Raw genomic sequence first — 18801 nt, 5'->3', positions numbered from 1 at the left:
TCCCGTCAGACTACCCGCACAAAAATTCTACGCGTGTAGCCTTGGAGGAACCTACGTGACCGGCATCACGATTCGACGTCGCGGGGAAGGGGGCGTCGAAAATTCGGGAAAGATCCCGACGCCGAGACGCGCACCTATTGCCCCGAGGACACGCGGGAGGATTTCGCCGGACTTCACACGGCAATGCCAGGCCCTGTACAAATGAAATGCCAATAGCCGATACTTTGCCTAATCGCAGGCGGACAGTCGGCATCTCCGTGACGTCGTTCTCGTCGCCGAGATGCCGCGCGAAGGGACCGATATTCGTGGCGCAGCGTGTCGTGGTCACCCTCTCCGACGACATCGACGGCTCGGAAGCGGCGGAGACGGTCGCCTTCGGACTCGACGGACGGTCGTACGAGATCGACCTCAACGAGACCAACGCCGGCGAACTCCGCGAGGCCCTCAAGCCGTACGTGGAAGCCGGTCGCAAGCGGGCCCGCTCCGGGCGGACGTACCGGGAGACCGAGATCGCCCCGGACCCCTCGGCGGTCCGCGCCTGGGCCCAGGCGAACCGCATGGACATCCCCGCCCGGGGTCGCATCCCCAAGCGGGTCTACGAGGCGTTCGCCGCCGCGCGGTGAAGGCGCCCGCCCCGCCGGAGACGACTCTCCGGCGGGCACGGCGGCCGACCCCACCCCCACCCGTCCTCGGGTCCCACCCCGCCCGCCCATCCGCCCCGCGCGGCAACCGACTTGCGCGTGGCCCCGGGTGATCGGCTAGAGTCTGGATCACGCCGAGGGGCGGCCGAAGGTCCGGCCCACGGAGGCGTGCGGGTGTAGTTCAGTAGTAGAACATCCCCCTTCCAGGGGGAAGGCGCAGTGTGCGATCCCTGTCACCCGCTCCGCACCACCGGTCCGGACACCCTTCCGGATCGGGTAGGGTGGTGCCCGATCCGGTCCTCCCCCGCTTTCGCGGGTGTCGCGCACCGGCATTCGCGCGGACGTAGCTCAGTTGGTAGAGCGCAACCTTGCCAAGGTTGAGGTCGCGAGTTCGAGCCTCGTCGTCCGCTCGCTTGGAAGGCCCCGGTCCATCGGATCGGGGCCTTTCTCTTCGCCGGGCGACCTCCCACACGCGAAACCCCTCCCCGGGAATCTCCCCCACCGAATGTGACGCCGGACACCCTGCCGGCCGACGTCGTCGGCGAAGCTGGCGTCATGGAAGCGAGCGAACACGAGCACGTGATCGAGGTCGCCGACCTCCGACGGGTCTACGGGGGCGGGTTCGAGGCGGTACGCGGGGTCACCTTCACCGTGGACCGAGGGGAGGTGTTCGCACTGCTCGGCACCAACGGGGCGGGCAAGACCTCCACCGTCGAACTCCTGGAAGGGCTCGCCGAACCGGCCGGCGGTCGGATCCGGGTCCTCGGCCACGACCCCTACACCGAGCGAGCCGCGCTGCGACCCCGGACCGGGGTGATGTTGCAGGAGGGCGGATTCCCGACCGAGCTGACCGTCGGCGAGACCGCGCGGATGTGGGCGGGCTGCGTCAGCGGCGCCCGGCCCACCGGCGAGGCCCTGGCCCTGGTCGGACTCGACGACAAGGCGCGCGTCCGCGTGAAACAACTGTCCGGGGGCGAACGGCGACGCCTGGACCTGGCCCTCGCCCTCCTCGGCCGACCCGAGGTGCTCTTCCTGGACGAACCGACGACGGGGCTGGACGCCGAGGGGCGCCGGGACACCTGGGAGTTGGTCGGGGAGCTGCGCGACGGCGGCACGACCGTGCTGCTGACCACCCACTACCTGGAAGAGGCGGAGACCCTCGCCGACCGGCTGGCGATCCTGCACGACGGCCGGGTCGCCGCCGCCGGGACACCGTCCGAGGTGACCGCCTCCCGACCCGCGCGGATCACCTTCGAACTACCCGAAGGCCACTCCGTCGACGAGCTTCCCTCCATGGCCGAGTTGGCCGTCTGCGACCAGCGGGTCGAGGGCCGGTCCGTCCGCCTGCGAACGCGTGAGCTCCAGCGATCGGCCACCCGACTCCTGGTCTGGGCCGAGCGGGATGGGGTCGAACTGGCCGGACTGGACGTACGTCCGGCCTCGCTGGAAGAGGCCTTCCTGGGCATCGCCCGGGACGCCGCCGAGCGACCGAACACGAGGGAGCACAGGGCATGAGCACGACGAAGACGGAGCCGACAGGACAGGTCACCAGCGCCCGAGGGCGCATGGCCTCCTTGGCCCGGGCCGAGCTCATCCTGTTCGTCCGCAGCAAGGGCACGTTGTTCGCCGCCCTGTTCGTACCCCTGGTCCTGCCGTTCAGCGTGCGCTCGGCGGCGACCGGCCTGGACCTGGAGGAGGCCGGCCTGTCGGTGGGCACCCTGGTGCTGCCCTCCGCCATCGGCTTCTCGCTGCTCTTCGCCGTCTACTCGGCGCTCGTCGGCGTCTTCGTCGCCCGACGCGAGGAACTGGTCCTGAAGCGGTTGCGCACCGGCGAACTGCGCGACGCCGAGATCCTCGGCGGGTCGGCGCTGCCGGCGGTGTTCACCGGCCTGGCCCAGTGCGTGTTGCTGGCCGTCGGCTGCACCGTGCTGCTCGACATCGGGGCGCCGGCGGCACCCCTGCTCGCGGTCGTCGGCGTCGCATCGGGACTCGCCCTGTGCGCGGCGCTGGCCGCCGTCACCGCCGCCTACACCAGGACATCGGAGAGCGCGCAGGTGACACCCATGCCACTGCTGCTCGTGTCCATGCTGGGGTCGGGGATGTTCTTCCCCGTGGAGCTGCTGCCGGACCGGATCGCGGCCTTCTGTCAACTCCTCCCCCTCACCCCCGTCATCGCCCTGGTGCGCGGCGGCTGGACCGGTGAACTCACCGGCTTCGAGACACTGCGGGCACTCCTGCTCGCGCTCGGCTGGACCGCGCTCGCCCTGTTCGCCGTCAAGCGCTGGTTCCGCTGGGAACCGCGCCACTGAACGCGTGGCGCCCGGCGGACGGCGGGGCGCCGGCAGAAACGCGTGCGTCCCGCCGCCGTGCCGCAGCACGAGGTCGCGGCCCGCGCGGCACTCCCCCCGGGGCGCGCCGACCCCCGTGCCGCGCTCGGTCGCGGTTGGGTATAGTTGCCTCCGCGCCACGGCGCCCGGCGGACGTAGCTCAGTTGGTAGAGCGCAACCTTGCCAAGGTTGAGGTCGCGAGTTCGAGCCTCGTCGTCCGCTCCGCATCGCGGGCCCCCGTTTCCGACGGGGGCCCGCGGCGTTTCACCGGTCCGCCGTTCGGGCGGCTCAGGTCCAATCGAGGCCGACCAGCCGCTCGTACGCCTCGACGTAGCGGGCGCGGGTCGCCTCCACCACCCGCTCGGGCAGCGCCGGCGGGGGCCGCTCGCCCGACCGGTCCCACCCGGACTCGGCGGACGTCAGCCAGTCGCGGACGTACTGCTTGTCGTACGACGGCTGCGGCCCACCTGGCCGCCGACGGTCCGCGGGCCAGAAACGCGAGGAGTCCGGGGTGAGCACCTCGTCGGCGAGGATCAGCTCGTCCCCGGCGAAACCGAACTCGAACTTGGTGTCCGCCACCACGATGCCCCGCGCACCGGCGATGTCCCGGGCGCGCCTGTAGAGGGCGAGCGTCGTGTGCCGCAGCCGCGCGGCCGTGTCGGCGCCCACCCGACGGACCACCTCCTCGTAGGAGACGTTCTCGTCGTGATCGCCCACCTCGGCCTTGGTCGCCGGTGTGAAGATCGGGGCGGGGAGCTCGGAACCGTCCAGCAAACCCTGGGGCAGGGCCAGGCCACAGACGGTCCGCGACCTCTCGTACTCGGCCAGTCCCGATCCGGTGAGATAGCCACGCGCGACGCACTCCACCGGAACCATCCGCAGGGACCTGCAGACCAGCGTGCGCCCGGCCCATTCGGCCGGCGCGCCCTCGGGCGGGTCGGTGCTCAGCACGTGGTTCGGCACCAGATCGGCCAACTGCTCGAACCACCACAGGGACAGTCGGGTGAGCACCCGCCCCTTGTCCGGGATCTCCGTCGGCAGGACCCAGTCATAGGCGGACACGCGGTCGCTGGCCACCATCACCAGATGCCCCTCGGCGTCCCGGTACAGGTCGCGCACCTTGCCGGTGTGCAGATGCTCCAGACCCGGAACCTGCCGAGGTACGGGCTTTTCGACGAATCCGGACACGGTGCCTCCCCGTGGTTCTGTACGAGTGAGGCGATTCTCCCGCATCCGGGACGGCCCGCCGGGGGCGGGGTGCCGGAGGAATCAGCCGCACCCGCAGATCCGGTCGAGGAGGTTCGCGGTGGCCCGCTGGATGCGGGGATCCGCGTGCCCCGGCCGGTCGAGGGCGGGCGACCAGGCGAACGTTCCCGACGCGAAGACCCAGGCCCCGCTCGGCGCCCGGTACAACGAGGTGTCCTGGTGTCTGCGGACGCCCCGGGCGTCGATGTAGGGGGAGTGGGCGAGGAGCACCCGCTCCTCGTGCTCGGGCAGCGGAGTGCGCGGGAAGTAGCGGTCGGCCTCGCCGGCCACCAACCCGTCGATCTCCTGACCCTCGTGGGCACCCGTCCCCGCCCAGAGCCAGTGCCCGGCGTTCCGCACCACCAGGGGATGGGGCTCCGGCACCCGCCCCATGTACTGGATGCCGAGCAACCGTTGCTCCGCCCGGTCGACCTCGCGCCAGAGCGTGGGCTTCCCAGGACCGCGACGCTTGCGGCACGTCAACAAACGATCCGGCGCGCCGGACGGGGAGGGGGACAACTCGACGCGCCAGTACATGGTGTTGGCGGAGAGGAAGACCAGGGAGGTGCCGTGCGCCCTGGCGATCTCGGTCCGCCGACGCATCGCCGCCGACCAGTACTCGTCGTGGCCGGGGAAGATCAGGGCCCGGTATCGGGTGGGGTCGACACGGCCGGCGTGCAGATCGCGGGCGTCGGCGTAGGCGACGTCGTATCCGTAGCGCTCGGCGAAGCGGATGACGTCGTAGGCGTGACCGACGTGCAGGGGCAGGCCCGCCCCCGCGTAGGGGCGGTCGAAGCTGACGGTGGTCGCGGCGTCGGCCTCGCCGAGCAGACGTCCGTCCGCGTCCCAGGCGTGGTAGAGGCTGGCCCCGGTGCGGCCGTCCTCGGGGTAGAGGTTGTAGGCCTGCCAGGTGACGTCGGGCAGCACCAGCAGCAGATCGGCGGGCGTGGTGGACCGGATCGTGAACGGCACGTGGGAGCGGTGCCCGTCGGCCGTCGTCAGCACGGCCACGTAGGCGCCGACCCTCCAGTGGGACGGGATCTGCAAGCGCCACGAAAGCCACCAGTGATGACACGAGACGGTCCGCTCGGCGGCGAGCGGCGGCGACTGGACGATGCCGGAGAGCCGGGGGCTTGTGGTGATCTTCTTCGCCCCCTCGCCGCCGTAGTGGCCGATGCGGTAGACGTCGACTCCGAACTGCTGCGGCGGATCGACCGTGATGTGGAAGTCGATGGCCTCACCGGGAGCGACGGCTCCCGGTGAGGCGAAGCCCTTGATCTGGCAGTGGACGTCGTCCGCCGCGCGTGGCCCCCCCATGGAGCGCGACAGGGTGGCGGGACGCCGGCGGACCCGGACAGCCCCCGGGGCGGTGGAGGGTGCCGCGCCCGTCCCGACGCCGCCCGGCTCGTCCTCGCGCTCGTCCTCGTCCAGACCGGCGCCCACGTACCAGGGGAGGATCCTTCCGTCCTCTCCGACGTACGTCTCACCGCCGCGCAACCAGGGGACGGGGCCCTGGCCGAAGGGGTCGGCGACGCCGTGCGCGAGCGCGCCCGACTCCCAGCGGCGGACCTGATCGGAGACCATGGGTCATCCCCTCCCTCGTGCCCCCGTGGTCGCGGCCCCGCCACGCGTATGACGTACGCGCTTGCCAAATACGCGATCCGGTCCCAGCACATCACATTTCGCACGCGCGCGGTCACCCGTCGTCGCGAACTGGCTGAAAGTAGAAAAGGGCAATCCGGAGTATGCGGGCGGATCGCCAGGCGCTACCGGTCTCGTCCGGCGCGCCGACGCCTGGTGCCGGCCCGCCCCTTGCCCCAGGCATGTGTCCGGGCCGGAGTCCGGCGCTGCGCCGGTGGCCCCGGGCCGTGACTGCTCGTGCCCACGCACGACGTCGCCCGGCGCCGGGTCGGCACGCCACGGGCCGAGGTGGCCGGGACCGGCGGGCCCGCGACCGTCGAAGCGGGGATCGCCGCGATGTCGGGCCGACGACGGCCTGCTCGCCGCAGCCGGGCCCACCACGACCGGGGAGACGGCGGACCGCCGGCGGGCCCACCGCTCCCGCGTGGCTCGTCCGGGGCATGCAGCCCGTGGCACCCGCCCCGCGCTCTCGCCTCCGCCTCCGCGAGGCGAGCCGGACGCCTCACGCGAGCCGCACCGGCTTCTCGGGCCGTATCCCCAGGTCGGCCAACCAGTCGCGCAGCGGGGCCGCGTCCCCGGTGTCGACGAGGCTGAAGACCCGCCGGTTCAGATCGGCCACCCGCTCCCCCTCGATCAGCAGCGACGGCCCGTCCAGCCAGTCCAGCCCCGGAGCCGCCCCCGCCGTGTCCACCGCGGCGCAGCACACCATGGCCGTGACGTGATCCACCAGCAGCTCCCGGCCCGATCGCGAGGGCGGAGGCGGGAAGACGGGCAGGGCCTCGTCGCCCCAGAGCACCCGGTCGTGGACCGGCAGGCCCGCCGGATCCCATGTGACCGGGGGATCTTCCGGGGCGCCGAGGGTGGTGCCGGGGTCCCCGTCCGAGATCGGCGGGATCGGACCGAGCGCCTCCTCGCGTGCCAGTTCGGCACGGAGTCCCGCCGCGATCACGGACCCCGGGGAGTCCGGATCGGCCTGGGCGTCCGGATCGGCCGGAGAGTCCGGATCGGGCCGAGGGGTCGGGGCCGCAGCATGATCGATGCCGCGGGGATCGTCGGGGAGCGGGGTCGGCTCGGGCTCGCCGTCGGCGGCCCGGGCGGACGCGCCGTCCGAGAGGCCCCGGCCGGCCAGGTGGTCGAGGACCTTCGCCAGGGTGGGGCCGTCGACTCCCGGCCCCTCCGACGGTGGAGGCGGCGGGCCCGCGGCGGCTCCCGCCCCGGTGACGCGCCGTACGCCGAGGCGGTCCAGGACCCGGTGCAGCCTGGCCGCGTCGGTGCGCCAGATGCGGTCCACGATCTCCTCCGGGTAGTCGGCCCACTCCACCGGCTCCCAGTCCCCGCTCTCCGCGGCGGGCCCGCCGTGGAAGAGCCGGGCCGCCAGCAGCGAGGTAGACCGGTCCACCACGCCGGGCTCCTCCAAGAGATCACAGGCGGGGCGCTCGCCCAGGCGGGCGGAGAGCGCGGTGGCCAGCCGGTCGCGCCGGGACAACTCGGTGAGGGCGGAGACCACCCCCGCGTCCAGTCCGGCCGGCCAGCGCCCCATTCGCCAAGCGGGCAACGCGACCCTGGTGAGCAGCCTGTCCCAGCCCGCGTACGCCAGCCCGACCTGCTCCTGCGCCACGATCCGCAGGCCGTAGTCGACGCTCCGGGCCCGCTCGGCCGCCGCGGCGGCGACCCCGCGCTCCATCTCCACCGCGTCCGCCCGACAGCCGCGCAGCAGGTGACGGACCACGCGGCCCGCGACCCGGGAGGCCAGACGCGCCGGCAGGCGGCGGTGCCGGGCCGCGGTGACGGCGACGGCGGCGTCCAGCCCGCGCAGGAAGCGCCGGGCGGCGGCTATCTCCGGATACGCGGAGGGCCCCGTGCCGGCCACGACGGGGGCGAGCACGGCCCGCAGCTCGGCGACGCGCATCCACCACAGGAAGGGTGAGCCGATGACCAGGACGGGGGCCTCCCGAGCAACCCGCGCCGACCGACCCTCGGGGGTCGCCGAGGTGGCGCCGGGGTGACGGGCGGACCCTCCTCGCGCGCCTCCTCGGCCCGCCGGGCCGCGATCCTCCAGCCAGCTGTCGCAGTCCGGGGTCAGCTCCACGGCGGAGGGCGCCGGAACGCCGAGGCGGTCGGCGAGGTCACGCACCAGCCGATACAGGTCCGGGGCGGTGGCCTCGGGGATCGGCACCGTCGGGCTGACGGCCGGTCGGGCGCGGGCCACCAGGAGGGCGACACCGGCCGCCCCCAGGAGCACCGACAGGGCGAGGGCGGAGACGACACCTCGCGCCACGTCCCAGCCCGTGCCGGTCAGCCGGCCGGTCGCCCCACCGACCAGCAGGACGACGGCGACGGCGACGGGCAGCAGGGCGACGGCCAGGGCTCGGCCTCGGACGCGCAGCACGGCTTCGGCGTGGAACCGCGCCGCCCGCGCTCCGGACTCCTCGACACCCGCACCGGTCATGAGCGCGTCTCACCCCCTCCCTGTGTGTCGCGCCGCCGCCTCGTGAGGACCATGCCCCCACTGTGGCACCCGTCACCGACATCGCAATGCCGGTGGGCCAAGTGCCGGAAAGCCTGCGCCGCACCCTAGTTGGGGCCCCCGCGCCAGTCAGCCGGATAGAGCATCGGCCACCCGATGGAATGGCTTTGGGGAAAGCTGGGCGACCGAGCGTGAGCACCTGGCCATGGTCGGCGCCGGCGGGTGTCCCGTCCGACGGCACCACCGCCGCCCCCCGGCGGGCCGACCGCATCGGGGGGACGGCGCGAGGACGCCGGGGACGGATGCCCCACGGGCCCGGGTCGACGGCGCGCGGCGGCGGCGCGTCCCGGACGCGGACGGCGTCGGTCTCGCCGGCGAGCCCCCCGGGACCGCGAACCGGCGTCGCTCGCCGAACGCCGGACGCCGGGGGGCAGGGGCCGGGGCCTGAGGGAGGCTCGCCGTGCGGGCCGGTTCGCGGGGCGCGTCTGACTCCTCCGCGCGGTACCCGCTACCGGGCCTCGGCGGCGGCCTCGGCCGCGATGTCGGTGCGATGTCGGGCGCCCGCCAGGTCGACGCGGCCGACGGCCCGGTAGGCGCGTTCGCGGGCCTCGGCGAGATCCCGACCCACGGCGGTCACCGACAGCACCCGTCCTCCGGCGCTGACGACGGCGTCACCCTCCCGCCGGGTCCCCGAGTGCAACACGTAGGCGTGCGGGGCGTCCGACTCCGCCACGGCGTCGAGACCTCCGACGACGTCGCCGGTGCGCGGGGCACCGGGGTAGCCGCGCGCGGCGACGATCACGGTGACGGCCGCCTCGTCGCTCCAGCGGAGCGGCTCCAGGTCGGCCAGGGTACCGGTGGCCGCCGCCATCAGCAGTGCCGCCGACGGCGTCAGCAGCCGGGCCAGCACCACCTGGGTCTCGGGGTCACCGAAGCGGGCGTTGAACTCGATCACACGCACCCCGCGCGAGGTGATCGCGAGACCCGCGTAGAGCAGACCGGAGAAGGGGGTGCCGCGACGACGCAACTCGTCCACGGTCGGCTGGAGGACCGACTCGACGACCTCGTCGACCAGCTTGGGGTCGGCCCACGGCAGGGGCGAGTAGGCGCCCATGCCGCCGGTGTTGGGCCCCTCGCCGCCGTCGAGCGCCCGCTTGAAGTCCTGGGCGGGTTGGAGCGGAACGACCGTGACGCCGTCGGTGACGGCGAAGAGGGAGACCTCGGGGCCGTCCAGGTACTCCTCGACCACGACGCCGCCTCGGGCGGTTCCCTCGCCGGACCCCGCCAGACAACCGGCCGCGTGGGCCCTGGCCGCCTCGAGATCGGAGGTCACCACGACGCCCTTGCCCGCGGCGAGACCGTCGTCCTTGACCACGTAGGGCGCTCCGAAGGCGCCCAGGGCCGCGTCGACCTCACCCGAGGTCGTACACACGTACGAGCGAGCCGTGGGCACACCGGCGGCGGCCATGACGTCCTTGGCGAAGGCCTTGGAGCCCTCCAGTCGGGCCGCGTCCTTGGACGGGCCGAAGACCGGGAAGCCCGCCGCGCGGACCACGTCGGCCACCCCCGCGACCAGGGGCGCCTCGGGGCCCACCACCACCAGATCGGCACCGATCTCGGCGGCCAGCGCGGCGACGGCCGCTCCGTCCGAGGTGTCGACCGGGTGAGTCCGCGCGATGTCGGCGATACCGGCGTTGCCGGGGGCGCAGTGCAGCGCGGTGACGGCGGGGTCGAGAGAGAGTGAGCGGCAGAGGGCGTGTTCGCGGCCGGCGCCGCCGATGACGAGGACCTTCACGGGGTCAGCCTAGCGGCCCCGACTCCGTCGTCTTGTACGGGTGGCCGAGCGGCCGGCGGTCGGACCCTCGTACGTTCCTCCGAGAGCGCGGGCCTCCCCGGTGTCCGCCCGCACCGGTGGCCGGACCCGGACATGCCCGGGGCGGGGGGCCGGCGGCGTGCCGAACCGGCCGCCCGGCCCCCGGGTGGCGCCGCCCCGCTCACCCGGCGGCGACCTCCTCGATCACGGTGGCGCCGAGTTCGCGGACGATGAGTTCCTGGCCCGAGAGGGCGGACTCGTCGAGATCGGGGTCGTCCTCGTCCGGGATGTCGTCCTCCGGCGAGACCGGAGGCGCGGGTGAGGGGTCCGGCGCCGGACCGACCGAGGAAGCCGAGGGCCGGGCCGCCGGACGCGGCGCCGCGGACCCGGCGGGAGGCGGAGCCGAGGCACGCGCGACCGAAGGTCCCCCTCCGGGATCGGCCGCGGCGCCCACCTCGGCATGCCCCGCGGGCGGGGGCGCGGAGCCGCCGGAGGGGTCGACCACCGCCTCGATCTTCCACTGGACGTGGAACCTCTCCGCCAGAGCCTGCCGCAGTACGTCCTCGCTGCCGCTGCTCAGGAAGTTGTCGCGAGCGCCCGCGTTGACGAAGCCGAGGCCGAGGGTGGTCCCGTCGAACCCGGCCACGTGCGCGTTCTGGCTGAGCAGGATCCAAGTGAACCGGCGGCGGTTCTTGATCTCGTCCAGGACGTCGGGCCAGAGCGCGCGCGGGTCGAGACCACCGGCCAGAGGGGGCACGGGGGAGACCCCCGAGGCGCGGTCCCCGGTCGGGGCCGGGCCCGACGCCGTGCGGGCACCCGTCGTCGGGCCACCCTCCCCGCCGGGAGCGGTGGGCCATCCGCCGGGCCGCCGCCCACCCCCCGCGGAAGCCGCCGCCGGCCAGGCGCCTGACCCCCCGCCGGGTGTGTCTCCCGGCGCCCCGGCCGCCGCTCCGGACCCACCGGGAGAAGGGGTGGAGACGCGGGAAGCGGGGTCGGACGACGGACCGGAATGGGAGGGAGCATCGGACACGTCCGTCCCGGTCGGAGCCGCGCCCGTCCCGAGGGGGCCGCCCGCGGCCCCGCTCGCCCGATCGTCCGACCGCCGTGACCCGGCACCCCCCGCGGCGGCTTCGCCCGGCCCTTCGGCCGAGGATCCCCGAACCGCGGCCCGGGCCGCCGCCACCGCGCCGCCGGCCGGGACGGTGGCGGGCGCCCGCCGGTCGGAGGAGGCGTCGCCGGGACCGGAGGACGACGCGGGGGCGGCGGCGTAACCGCTCCCGGGAAGTCCGCCCCCGGCCGGGACCACTCCGCCACGTTCCAGCCGGTCCAGCCGCGCCATGACGGACCTCTCGTCACCGTAGGCGGCGGGCAGGAGCACCCTGGCACAGATCAACTCCAACTGGAGACGAGGCGAGGTGGCGCCGCGCATCTCCGTGAGCCCCTCGTTGACCAGGTCCGCGGCCCGGCTCAGCTCCGCGGCGCCGAACGACCGCGCCTGGGCGCGCATGCTCTCCAGAACCTCCGCGGGGACATCGAGCAGCCCCTTGTCCCCCGCGTCCGGCACGGCGGCGAGAATCACCAGGTCACGGAGTCGCTCCAGCAGGTCGGCTACGAATCGGCGGGGGTCGTCGCCGCCCTCGACCACCCGGTCGACCACCGCGAAGGCCGCCGCGCCGTCACCCGAGGCGAACGCCTCCACCACGGAGTCCAACAGGGACCCGTCGGTGTACCCGAGCAAGGCCGTCGCCATCGCGTAGGTGACGCCCTCCGCGCCGGCACCCGCCAACAGCTGGTCCATGACGGACATGGAATCCCGCACGGACCCCGCCCCCGCCCTGACCACCAGCGGCAACACACCGTCCTCCACGGAGATCCCCTCCGCCCGGCACACCTCGCCGAGGTACTCGCGCAGTGTGCCGGGCGGCACGAGGCGGAAGGGGTAGTGGTGGGTCCGCGACCTGATCGTCCCGATGACCTTCTCGGGTTCCGTGGTGGCGAAGACGAACTTCAGGTGCTCCGGCGGTTCCTCGACGACCTTGAGCAAGGCGTTGAAGCCCGCCGGCGTGACCATGTGGGCCTCGTCGATGATGTAGATCTTGTACCGGCTGGCAGCGGGCCCGAAGAACGCCTTCTCACGCAGGTCACGGGCGTCGTCCACGCCACCGTGCGACGCGGCGTCGATCTCGATCACGTCGATGGACCCCGGCCCGTTGCGCGCCAGGTCCCGACAGGACTGGCACGCGCCACAAGGCGTCGGCGTGGGTCCCTGCTCGCAGTTCAGACACCGGGCCAGGATGCGGGCGCTGGTCGTCTTGCCACACCCACGCGGACCGCTGAACAGGTAGGCGTGATTGACCCGGTTGTTCCGCAGGGCCTGCTGCAGCGGGTCGGTGACATGCTCCTGACCGATGACCTCGGCGAAGGACTCCGGGCGGTAGCGGCGGTACAGCGCGAGAGACGACACATCTACGAGGTTATAGGCGCCCGCCGACACCGAGTGTCCGGACCGGACGCCACCGCCCGCAACGCCAACGCCCCCCACGCACCCGCCAGAGCCGACCTACCCTTGCTGCCTTCCGGCCCTGGGGGAGTTCAGTCAGATAGCGCCGCGTGAGGGGCTGCCGACACAGTACCCGATGCTCGTGACCGGGGACGAGTTCGCGACCACTCCCCACCGTCATGTAATGTTCCCGGCGGAGGATTCGCCTAGAGGCCTAGGGCGCACGCTTGGAAAGCGTGTTGGGGGCAACCCCTCACGAGTTCGAATCTCGTATCCTCCGCCAGTGCCTCACCGGGCACGATGTCGAAGGGCCCCACCGTTCGCGGTGGGGCCCTTCGACGTTGTCCGTCCCAGTTTCCGTCCCAGTCGGCCTTCGGCAGCTCCCAGAGCGCAACGCCGACTCGCTGGGCGACCATCCGCGACATCGTTCCGGTGACGTGCGTGTACCGAGCGCGGATACGTGCCGCTCCCCCGGCTCCCAGCCGATGATCGCGTCGACCACGACGTCCGGGACGCCGAGGATCCCAGACGCTCGTCACCGCCTCGGCAGCCACACCGCGTCCACGGCGCGAACCTGGGAGAGCCAGGAGGATTCGCACGTCCTGTGGGGCAGTGGGACGCGGCACGGAGCGACGTCATGGCTGTTCCCCAGGAGTGAGCGTGATCACTCCGCAGTGGTCGGGCGAAATCCAGCGGGCTCGGTACCCGAGGCATCCTCGGCGCGGGCTTCGAGGCGACGTGCCTCGTGCACCGTTCCGTCACCGGTCCAGCTCCGCACGGCTCGAACGATCCCCTGTCGCAGGGTCGCAGGGTGAGTGTCCCCCGCTTCGGACGGCGATCGGGTTCTCCAGCCACGAAACCAGATCGAACGGGACATCGGGGGTGGAACAATGGGGAACCGTCGAAGGTCCCTGCGTTGGCGCGTGGTTGACGCTCCCTGCGACGTCGAGGCGCTTCCGTGCGTTGCGGGCCGACTCGCCACCTCAACCGGTAGTCACGAGATCAGCTCAATATTCGCGCCATACCATCGAGTGATGACAAGAGCGATGGAATGCCACATACCAGACTCTCAGCGGATGTCCATGTCCCGGGTCCACGCCGAGTTGACCAACCCCGAGACTGGCGGGGCGGAAACACAAGTTCAGAGTGGAACGTTGATCCAGGCAGTGATAGCAATCGCGGATGTCCATCTGCGCACTCGCGTCATGGCGCAGTTGGCGGGATGCGACGGAATCGCCGTCGTCACGGAGTCCGACAGCGCCGAGGCGACGCCGAGGCTGTCGTCGGCCCGCGGGCGGCAGCTCATGGTGTCGGACACGGCGGTCGGGCAGGAATTGGCGAAGGCGACCCAAGTGCTCTTCCTCGTGGCAGCGGCTGATTGCCCCTCAGCGCAGGCCGCTCTTGAAGCCGGTGTCCGGGGTGTGCTGACCCATGACGTGACCGGATTGGAATTGGTCGCTGCCACCCGGCTGGTGGCAGCAGGCTGCTACGTACTCGACCCCGCGTTCGCGGCCGTGAACAGACATGTCGTCGGCCAGCCCAAGCCCGTTGCCACGCTGCCGAATTCGCTGCCCTTGTCGTCACGCGAGCGCCAGGTGATGGAACTGCTGATGAACGGACGGACGAATCGGGAGATCGCCACGTCCCTGTTCCTGGCCGAGACAACAGTGAAGAGCCATGTAAGCACGATCCTGCGCAAACTCGGCGTCGCCAACCGGGTACAGGCAGTGGCATCGTACGGCGGCACAGCCGCGTGATCCATCCCTCGTCCACTCGACCCCCGTCTTCCGGAGGTGGCCGACCGGAGGATGTGGCTTCCGGGGCGATCTTGGCAAGCTTCGATCTCGTAGTTCCGGAAAGGGCGCCTACCGCGCCGATCGATCCGTGCAACTCACCACACCCACTTAGCCATCCAGAGGAATCTCTGATGACCTACATCCCTACCCTGCCGAAGGTGGCGACGGGCATGGTGGTCGCCACCGTGCTGACCGTCGCCTCCGTCGCTCTCCTCGCCGTGGGCAGCAGCACGTCCTCGGTGCTGCCAGCGGTCTTCTCGGCCGACCTGACCACCCAGTTCGGCGTCAGCGGCTACACCGCCAAGAAGATCGTCGACGCGGTCAACAGCCCGTGGGCGATGGCCCTGAGCCTCGTGCTCGTTCCGGCCGGCCTCGGCGCCGCCGCTCTGACCATCCGCGCCACCTGGGCCGGCCTCGTCGCGAAGCTCGGCGCGAGGGCCGCCAAGGGCGCCATGGTCACGTTCTGATCCAACCGGACGTGTCCACAGCGCGGGGCAGGAATCAGCACGAGCACGCGCATGAACACCCGGGACACGGGGTGCGAGGTGCGGAGGCAGGAACCGAGGAAGCATGGCCATCTGGACGCTCTGGCGGCTGGACCAGCGACGTCGCATGCGCGTGTGGTGCGCGCGGTTTCCCGGCCTACTGACAACGCCCGCACGGGTCATGAGGGTTGCGGTCACCGCCGTGACCGCAACCCTGCTCGTGGCTCTGCTGTGCGGGGCCGGCCTGTGGCAGTTGGTCGGTGCCGAGCGTGCCGTCACCGGGGTGCGGATCCTCTGGGCCGGGCTTCTGATCGTCAACGTAGTGGCCGGGTTCTCCATCCAGGCCGTACGGGGTTCCATGCTGGTGCCGGACGCGGTGCTGCTGCGCCAACTCCCGCTGACCGCAGCGGAGATAGCCACCGCCCGGCTGCTTGCCCCCGCAGCGCTCCTCGCAGCGGGTACCTCGCTGGTGCTCGGCGGTGCCGGCACCGCCGGGGCCGTGCTCACCGGGGCACTCCCGACCACCACCGCTGTGGGCGTGCTCCTGTGGGGTACGTGCGGCGTGGTCGCATCCGCGGTCGTGGCGCGGTCCTGTGCCATGGTGCTGTTCTGGCTCGCCCTGCTGGCGCCCCCCGCCTGGAGCGGTCCCCTGATCCCGTTTCTGAGCGCCGGGCGCTCGCTGCTCTCGGCTGCCGCATGCATCCTCGTGTTCAGCCGGTGGTCCCAGCCTCACACTGTGCTGTCCGCCGTCGGTTCGACGGCGGGAACTTCGACACCGCCCCTCGCCGCGACGGCGGGTGGACTGCTTGCCGGGGCCACCGTCGCCGTGGTGCTCGCATTGGTCGCGCTGAGCAGACTCGACCCGCACACCGCTCAACTACGCATGACCACCCCCGGGACCTGGCGCGTACATCGTCCCCTGCCGGGCAATCCGGAGGCGGCCATCCGGGCCAAGGACGTGCGGGTTCTGGTGCGCCGTGGCCCGCAGGCCTGGGAACTGCTCGCTGGAGCCACCGTGGTCGTGCCCGTGACGACCGCCTGCGTGGTGATCTTCAAGGTCCTCGGACCGTCCGCCGGGACGGGCCCGTTCACCCAGGCCGTGGTCACCGCCATCACGGCCTCGATGCTCGGAACCGTGCTGGGCATTCTCGGCGAAGTACTCGCGCCCGTCATCAGCATGGACTCCGAAGGACAGGCCCGCGATCTGCTGCGTACCGTGCCCGGCTCCCTCGAACGGCTGGGTGCCGTCCGCGCGGGCGCGTACACCTTGGTCGTGACCGCGGTGGGCGCCGTCCTGCTGATCGTCGTCCAGCTGCTCCTGAGAATGCCCGCGTCAGCGGTCATCGGACTCGCTCCCGCCGTGCTGGCCTGCGCGGCAGTCGAGGCCACCGTGCTCGTCGTCGCTTCCGGCAATCATCCTGCCCCACTGCGCCCCGAAGTCATGCTGCCTGAGCCCGAACCACAGGTACGAGCCGCCACCATGCTGACAACGGGGGTCATGGTCAGCGTCGCGGGCCCGATCGCCGGCGCGATCGGTTTCATCGCCCCGAACAGCACGATCCTGGCCATCCTGTGTTGCCTCCTCGTCATGGCGGTCGCCTACCCGGCGGGAGCGGCGCTGCCGCGCGTGTGGGCCCTCGGCAACGCTCGTGAGGCGCCCCAAGACTCCGAACGCCGCGCATTCGCTGGATGCGCCACCGGCCCAGCCGCCGACACACCCGACCACGCCACCACGAAAGCCCATGCTCACCTTTGAATCAGTCACCGTCAGCTACCCGCGGGCGGACGCTCCCGCGCTGGACCGGATCTCTCTTCGCGTCGAAGCCGGCGAATGCGTCGTGCTGGGGGGCTCCAACGCCGCCGGAAAGTCCACCATCCTGCGCACCGCGGCGGGCCTGATCGAGCCCACCACAGGCTCAGTGCGCGTCAGCGGGCACATCGTCGGTTCGCCGGCGGCCCGTGCCCTCGTCGGGCACATGGCGGACAAGCCGCCGCTGTACGACGTGCTCAGCCCGACGGAGCACCTCGACTTCCTGTCCCGCCTGTGGCAGACCGAGCAGGGGCCCGACACCGCCGCCCGCGTCGTCGAGCTCGGCCTCGCCGAGGTCGCCGACCGGCCGGTGAGCACACTTTCACTGGGGCAGCGGCAGCGCCTGGCGCTCGCCCTGGCCACTCTGCACCGGCCAGAACTGCTCTTGCTCGACGAACCGTTCAACGGACTCGACGCCGCGACCACCGCCTTCCTGCGCGGTCGGCTTCGCGGACATCTCGCCGACGGCGGAGCCGTTCTCGTGGCCACGCACGCCTTCGCCCCACTCGACGGGCTGGCCACCCGCACCCTGCACGTCGCCCGAGGCAGCGTCAGCGAGGTGACCAGCGGGCCGCACGCCCTCGCCCAGCTCTGCGAAGCCCTCGCCAACAGCGTGCCGGGACCGGAGGCGAGCAGGTGAGAGGTGTCATACGTCGGCAGCGGCTCCCCCTCGGCATCGCGCTTGCCGTCGTTACGCTTCCCTTGGTCGCCGGAGGTCTGTGTGGCCGGCTGCTCGGCGACACAGCCTCCTACAAGGGGCTCGGCGATCGCGGCGCTCTCGATGTGTGGCTACACAACACCACCGTCGCCGTGGCTACCGCGTTCGTGGGACTGCTCACGCTCGGGTTGCTCGCACTCGCTGCCGCGTTCGGCGCATGGTTCGTCAACGGCTACGCTCTCGGCGCCTATCTGAGCAGCGGACACGACATGACCGACCTCCTCGTGCGACTGCCCCACCTCCTCCCGGAGCTCGCCGCGTTCGTCCTGGTGACCGCCGTCGGGCTGTCCGGCGGCGCTCGCGCCCTCAGCGCCGTGCGCGAGCGGCCACTGCCGCCCCGCCGAACGTGGATCCGCGACAGCGGGGTGCTCACGGCGGCCGGGCTCCTCCTCCTCGCACCCGCTTCGGCACTCGAAGCGCTCGAGGCCGTCACACCGTAAAACACTTCGAGGAGAATCCTGTTGGACACCGACCGCACCCAGGCTGCCCGCAGCGGGATCGCAGCCATCGGCCTGATCCTGCCGTCGGCCGGATCCCTCATCTCCCTGATCCTGCTGCCCGGCCTTTACGGGTACGGGACCGTGTTCTGCCTGATGGGCATGGGCCTCGCGGTGAGTTCCGTCCTTCTCCCACCCGCCCAACGGTTGTTCGCCCGGGTGACCGCCGCGATCGCCGTGCTGGCGGGCCTCTCGGTGATCGTCACAGGAATGATCCAGTGACGGCGACCCCGCGCGCCGGAGCCGAACCCACCTCGGCGGGGCGGCAGGCACCACAGCCGTGGCTGGTACTGGCCGCGCCAGGCACGGTGTTCCGGGCCGTGGCGGATGGCGCCCCTCCTCGGCACGCGCTGCGGGCGCTGCTGATCGTGCTGCCGCTCATGCCGGTCGTCTTCGCCGCGGTGGTCCACGACAGTATCCGTACGAGCCTGATGGAGGATCCCGCCCTCGCCGACCGAGCGGGCGCGGCAGGCTACCTGGCCGTGCTCGCGGGCCTGGTGATGTGCCTGGTGCAGGTGGCCATGATGGTCGCCAACTACGCGCTCTTCGCGGTGTCCGTCCGTATCGTCGGCCGGGTGCGCGTCACCCACCGGAAGCTCCTCGCGCTGTGGGCATACGCCGCCTTCCCACTGGTCTTGAGGCAGATCTGCTACGTCATCGTCGTCGTCGTGATGACCCCCGACTGGGTCGTGGCCCATGCCGGCCTCGTAGGCACCGTGGACCCCTTCCTGATCGCGGTCGCCGTGCTGCTCTTCCTCGGCTGCCGTCAGGGGCTCGGACTGAGCAGGGCGCGCTCCGGCGTCGTGAGCCTACTCACCACCCTCATCGGCCTGGTCGGCATACTCCCGTAGGGGCGCCGCC

The 18801-nt window shown here is 72.2% G+C and carries 15 protein-coding genes, 4 tRNA genes and 1 other RNA gene; 14 read left to right on the top strand and 6 right to left on the bottom strand.

Features of this window, described 5'->3' with window-relative positions:
* Nucleotides 1–305: 305 nt before the first annotated feature.
* The 6 genes from JEK78_RS11490 to JEK78_RS11465 all read left to right on the top strand — a co-directional run bounded on the left by JEK78_RS11490 (nucleotide 306) and on the right by JEK78_RS11465 (nucleotide 3190).
* Complete coding sequence (locus tag JEK78_RS11490) at nucleotides 306–623, top strand: Lsr2 family protein (RefSeq protein WP_200258179.1); 318 nt, start codon at nucleotides 306–308, stop codon at nucleotides 621–623.
* Between the two features lie 188 nt (nucleotides 624–811).
* Nucleotides 812–883, top strand: a tRNA-Gly gene (locus JEK78_RS11485).
* A gap of 95 nt (nucleotides 884–978) precedes the next feature.
* Nucleotides 979–1051 (top strand) — tRNA-Gly (locus JEK78_RS11480).
* A gap of 145 nt (nucleotides 1052–1196) precedes the next feature.
* Nucleotides 1197–2156, top strand: a complete 960-nt coding sequence (locus JEK78_RS11475; RefSeq protein WP_200258177.1) for an ABC transporter ATP-binding protein — start codon at nucleotides 1197–1199, stop codon at nucleotides 2154–2156.
* A complete protein-coding gene (locus tag JEK78_RS11470; RefSeq protein WP_200258175.1) occupies nucleotides 2153–2950 on the top strand; it encodes an ABC transporter permease in 798 nt (265 codons plus the stop codon). The genes JEK78_RS11475 and JEK78_RS11470 overlap by 4 nt, the downstream gene beginning before the upstream one ends.
* A gap of 167 nt (nucleotides 2951–3117) precedes the next feature.
* Nucleotides 3118–3190, top strand: a tRNA-Gly gene (locus JEK78_RS11465).
* A 66-nt stretch (nucleotides 3191–3256) separates the two neighbouring features.
* Here the strand turns inward: JEK78_RS11465 and JEK78_RS11460 are convergent.
* The 6 genes from JEK78_RS11460 to ffs form a co-directional block, all read right to left on the bottom strand.
* Nucleotides 3257–4156, bottom strand: a complete 900-nt coding sequence (locus JEK78_RS11460; RefSeq protein WP_200258173.1) for a phosphoribosylaminoimidazolesuccinocarboxamide synthase — start codon at nucleotides 4154–4156, stop codon at nucleotides 3257–3259.
* An 81-nt stretch (nucleotides 4157–4237) separates the two neighbouring features.
* Nucleotides 4238–5797 (bottom strand): N,N-dimethylformamidase beta subunit family domain-containing protein, encoded by a 1560-nt coding sequence (locus tag JEK78_RS11455; protein WP_200258171.1) that lies wholly within the window; start codon nucleotides 5795–5797, stop codon nucleotides 4238–4240.
* Between the two features lie 559 nt (nucleotides 5798–6356).
* Nucleotides 6357–8303: a hypothetical protein gene (locus JEK78_RS11450; protein ID WP_200258169.1), complete on the bottom strand. Its 1947-nt coding sequence runs from the start codon at nucleotides 8301–8303 to the stop codon at nucleotides 6357–6359.
* A 526-nt stretch (nucleotides 8304–8829) separates the two neighbouring features.
* A complete protein-coding gene (purD, locus tag JEK78_RS11445) occupies nucleotides 8830–10116 on the bottom strand; it encodes a phosphoribosylamine--glycine ligase (protein ID WP_200258167.1) in 1287 nt (428 codons plus the stop codon).
* Nucleotides 10117–10315: 199 nt separating this feature from the next.
* Entirely contained in the window at nucleotides 10316–12598 is a 2283-nt protein-coding gene (locus JEK78_RS11440; protein WP_200258165.1) for a DNA polymerase III subunit gamma and tau, read from the bottom strand.
* Nucleotides 12599–12658: 60 nt separating this feature from the next.
* Nucleotides 12659–12757, bottom strand: an RNA gene (ffs, locus tag JEK78_RS11435) — signal recognition particle sRNA small type.
* Between the two features lie 72 nt (nucleotides 12758–12829).
* On the opposite strand from ffs, the gene JEK78_RS11430 reads away from it, so the two are divergent.
* The 8 genes from JEK78_RS11430 to JEK78_RS11395 all read left to right on the top strand — a co-directional run bounded on the left by JEK78_RS11430 (nucleotide 12830) and on the right by JEK78_RS11395 (nucleotide 18791).
* Nucleotides 12830–12917 (top strand) — tRNA-Ser (locus tag JEK78_RS11430).
* A gap of 871 nt (nucleotides 12918–13788) precedes the next feature.
* A complete protein-coding gene (locus tag JEK78_RS11425) occupies nucleotides 13789–14391 on the top strand; it encodes a response regulator transcription factor (protein WP_242483039.1) in 603 nt (200 codons plus the stop codon).
* Between the two features lie 170 nt (nucleotides 14392–14561).
* Nucleotides 14562–14897, top strand: a complete 336-nt coding sequence (locus tag JEK78_RS11420) for a hypothetical protein (protein ID WP_200258163.1) — start codon at nucleotides 14562–14564, stop codon at nucleotides 14895–14897.
* Between the two features lie 103 nt (nucleotides 14898–15000).
* Nucleotides 15001–16671, top strand: a complete 1671-nt coding sequence (locus JEK78_RS11415; RefSeq protein WP_200258161.1) for a hypothetical protein — start codon at nucleotides 15001–15003, stop codon at nucleotides 16669–16671.
* Nucleotides 16658–17365 (top strand): heme ABC exporter ATP-binding protein CcmA, encoded by a 708-nt coding sequence (ccmA, locus tag JEK78_RS11410; protein WP_200258158.1) that lies wholly within the window; start codon nucleotides 16658–16660, stop codon nucleotides 17363–17365. The genes JEK78_RS11415 and ccmA overlap by 14 nt, the downstream gene beginning before the upstream one ends.
* Nucleotides 17362–17883 (top strand): stage II sporulation protein M, encoded by a 522-nt coding sequence (locus JEK78_RS11405; protein ID WP_200258155.1) that lies wholly within the window; start codon nucleotides 17362–17364, stop codon nucleotides 17881–17883. The genes ccmA and JEK78_RS11405 overlap by 4 nt, the downstream gene beginning before the upstream one ends.
* A 21-nt stretch (nucleotides 17884–17904) precedes the next feature.
* A complete protein-coding gene (locus JEK78_RS11400) occupies nucleotides 17905–18162 on the top strand; it encodes a hypothetical protein (protein ID WP_200258152.1) in 258 nt (85 codons plus the stop codon).
* Nucleotides 18159–18791: a YIP1 family protein gene (locus JEK78_RS11395; RefSeq protein WP_200258149.1), complete on the top strand. Its 633-nt coding sequence runs from the start codon at nucleotides 18159–18161 to the stop codon at nucleotides 18789–18791. Before JEK78_RS11400 ends, JEK78_RS11395 begins: the two co-directional genes overlap by 4 nt.
* The last annotated feature ends 10 nt before the right edge of the window (nucleotides 18792–18801 follow it).

Origin of the sequence: Streptomyces sp. HSG2 (genome assembly GCF_016598575.1) — a bacterium.
Classification (GTDB): Bacteria; Actinomycetota; Actinomycetes; order Streptomycetales; family Streptomycetaceae; genus Streptomyces.
Note: the sequence above shows the minus strand (reverse complement) of the source record. Positions and strands in the feature narration are given on the sequence as shown.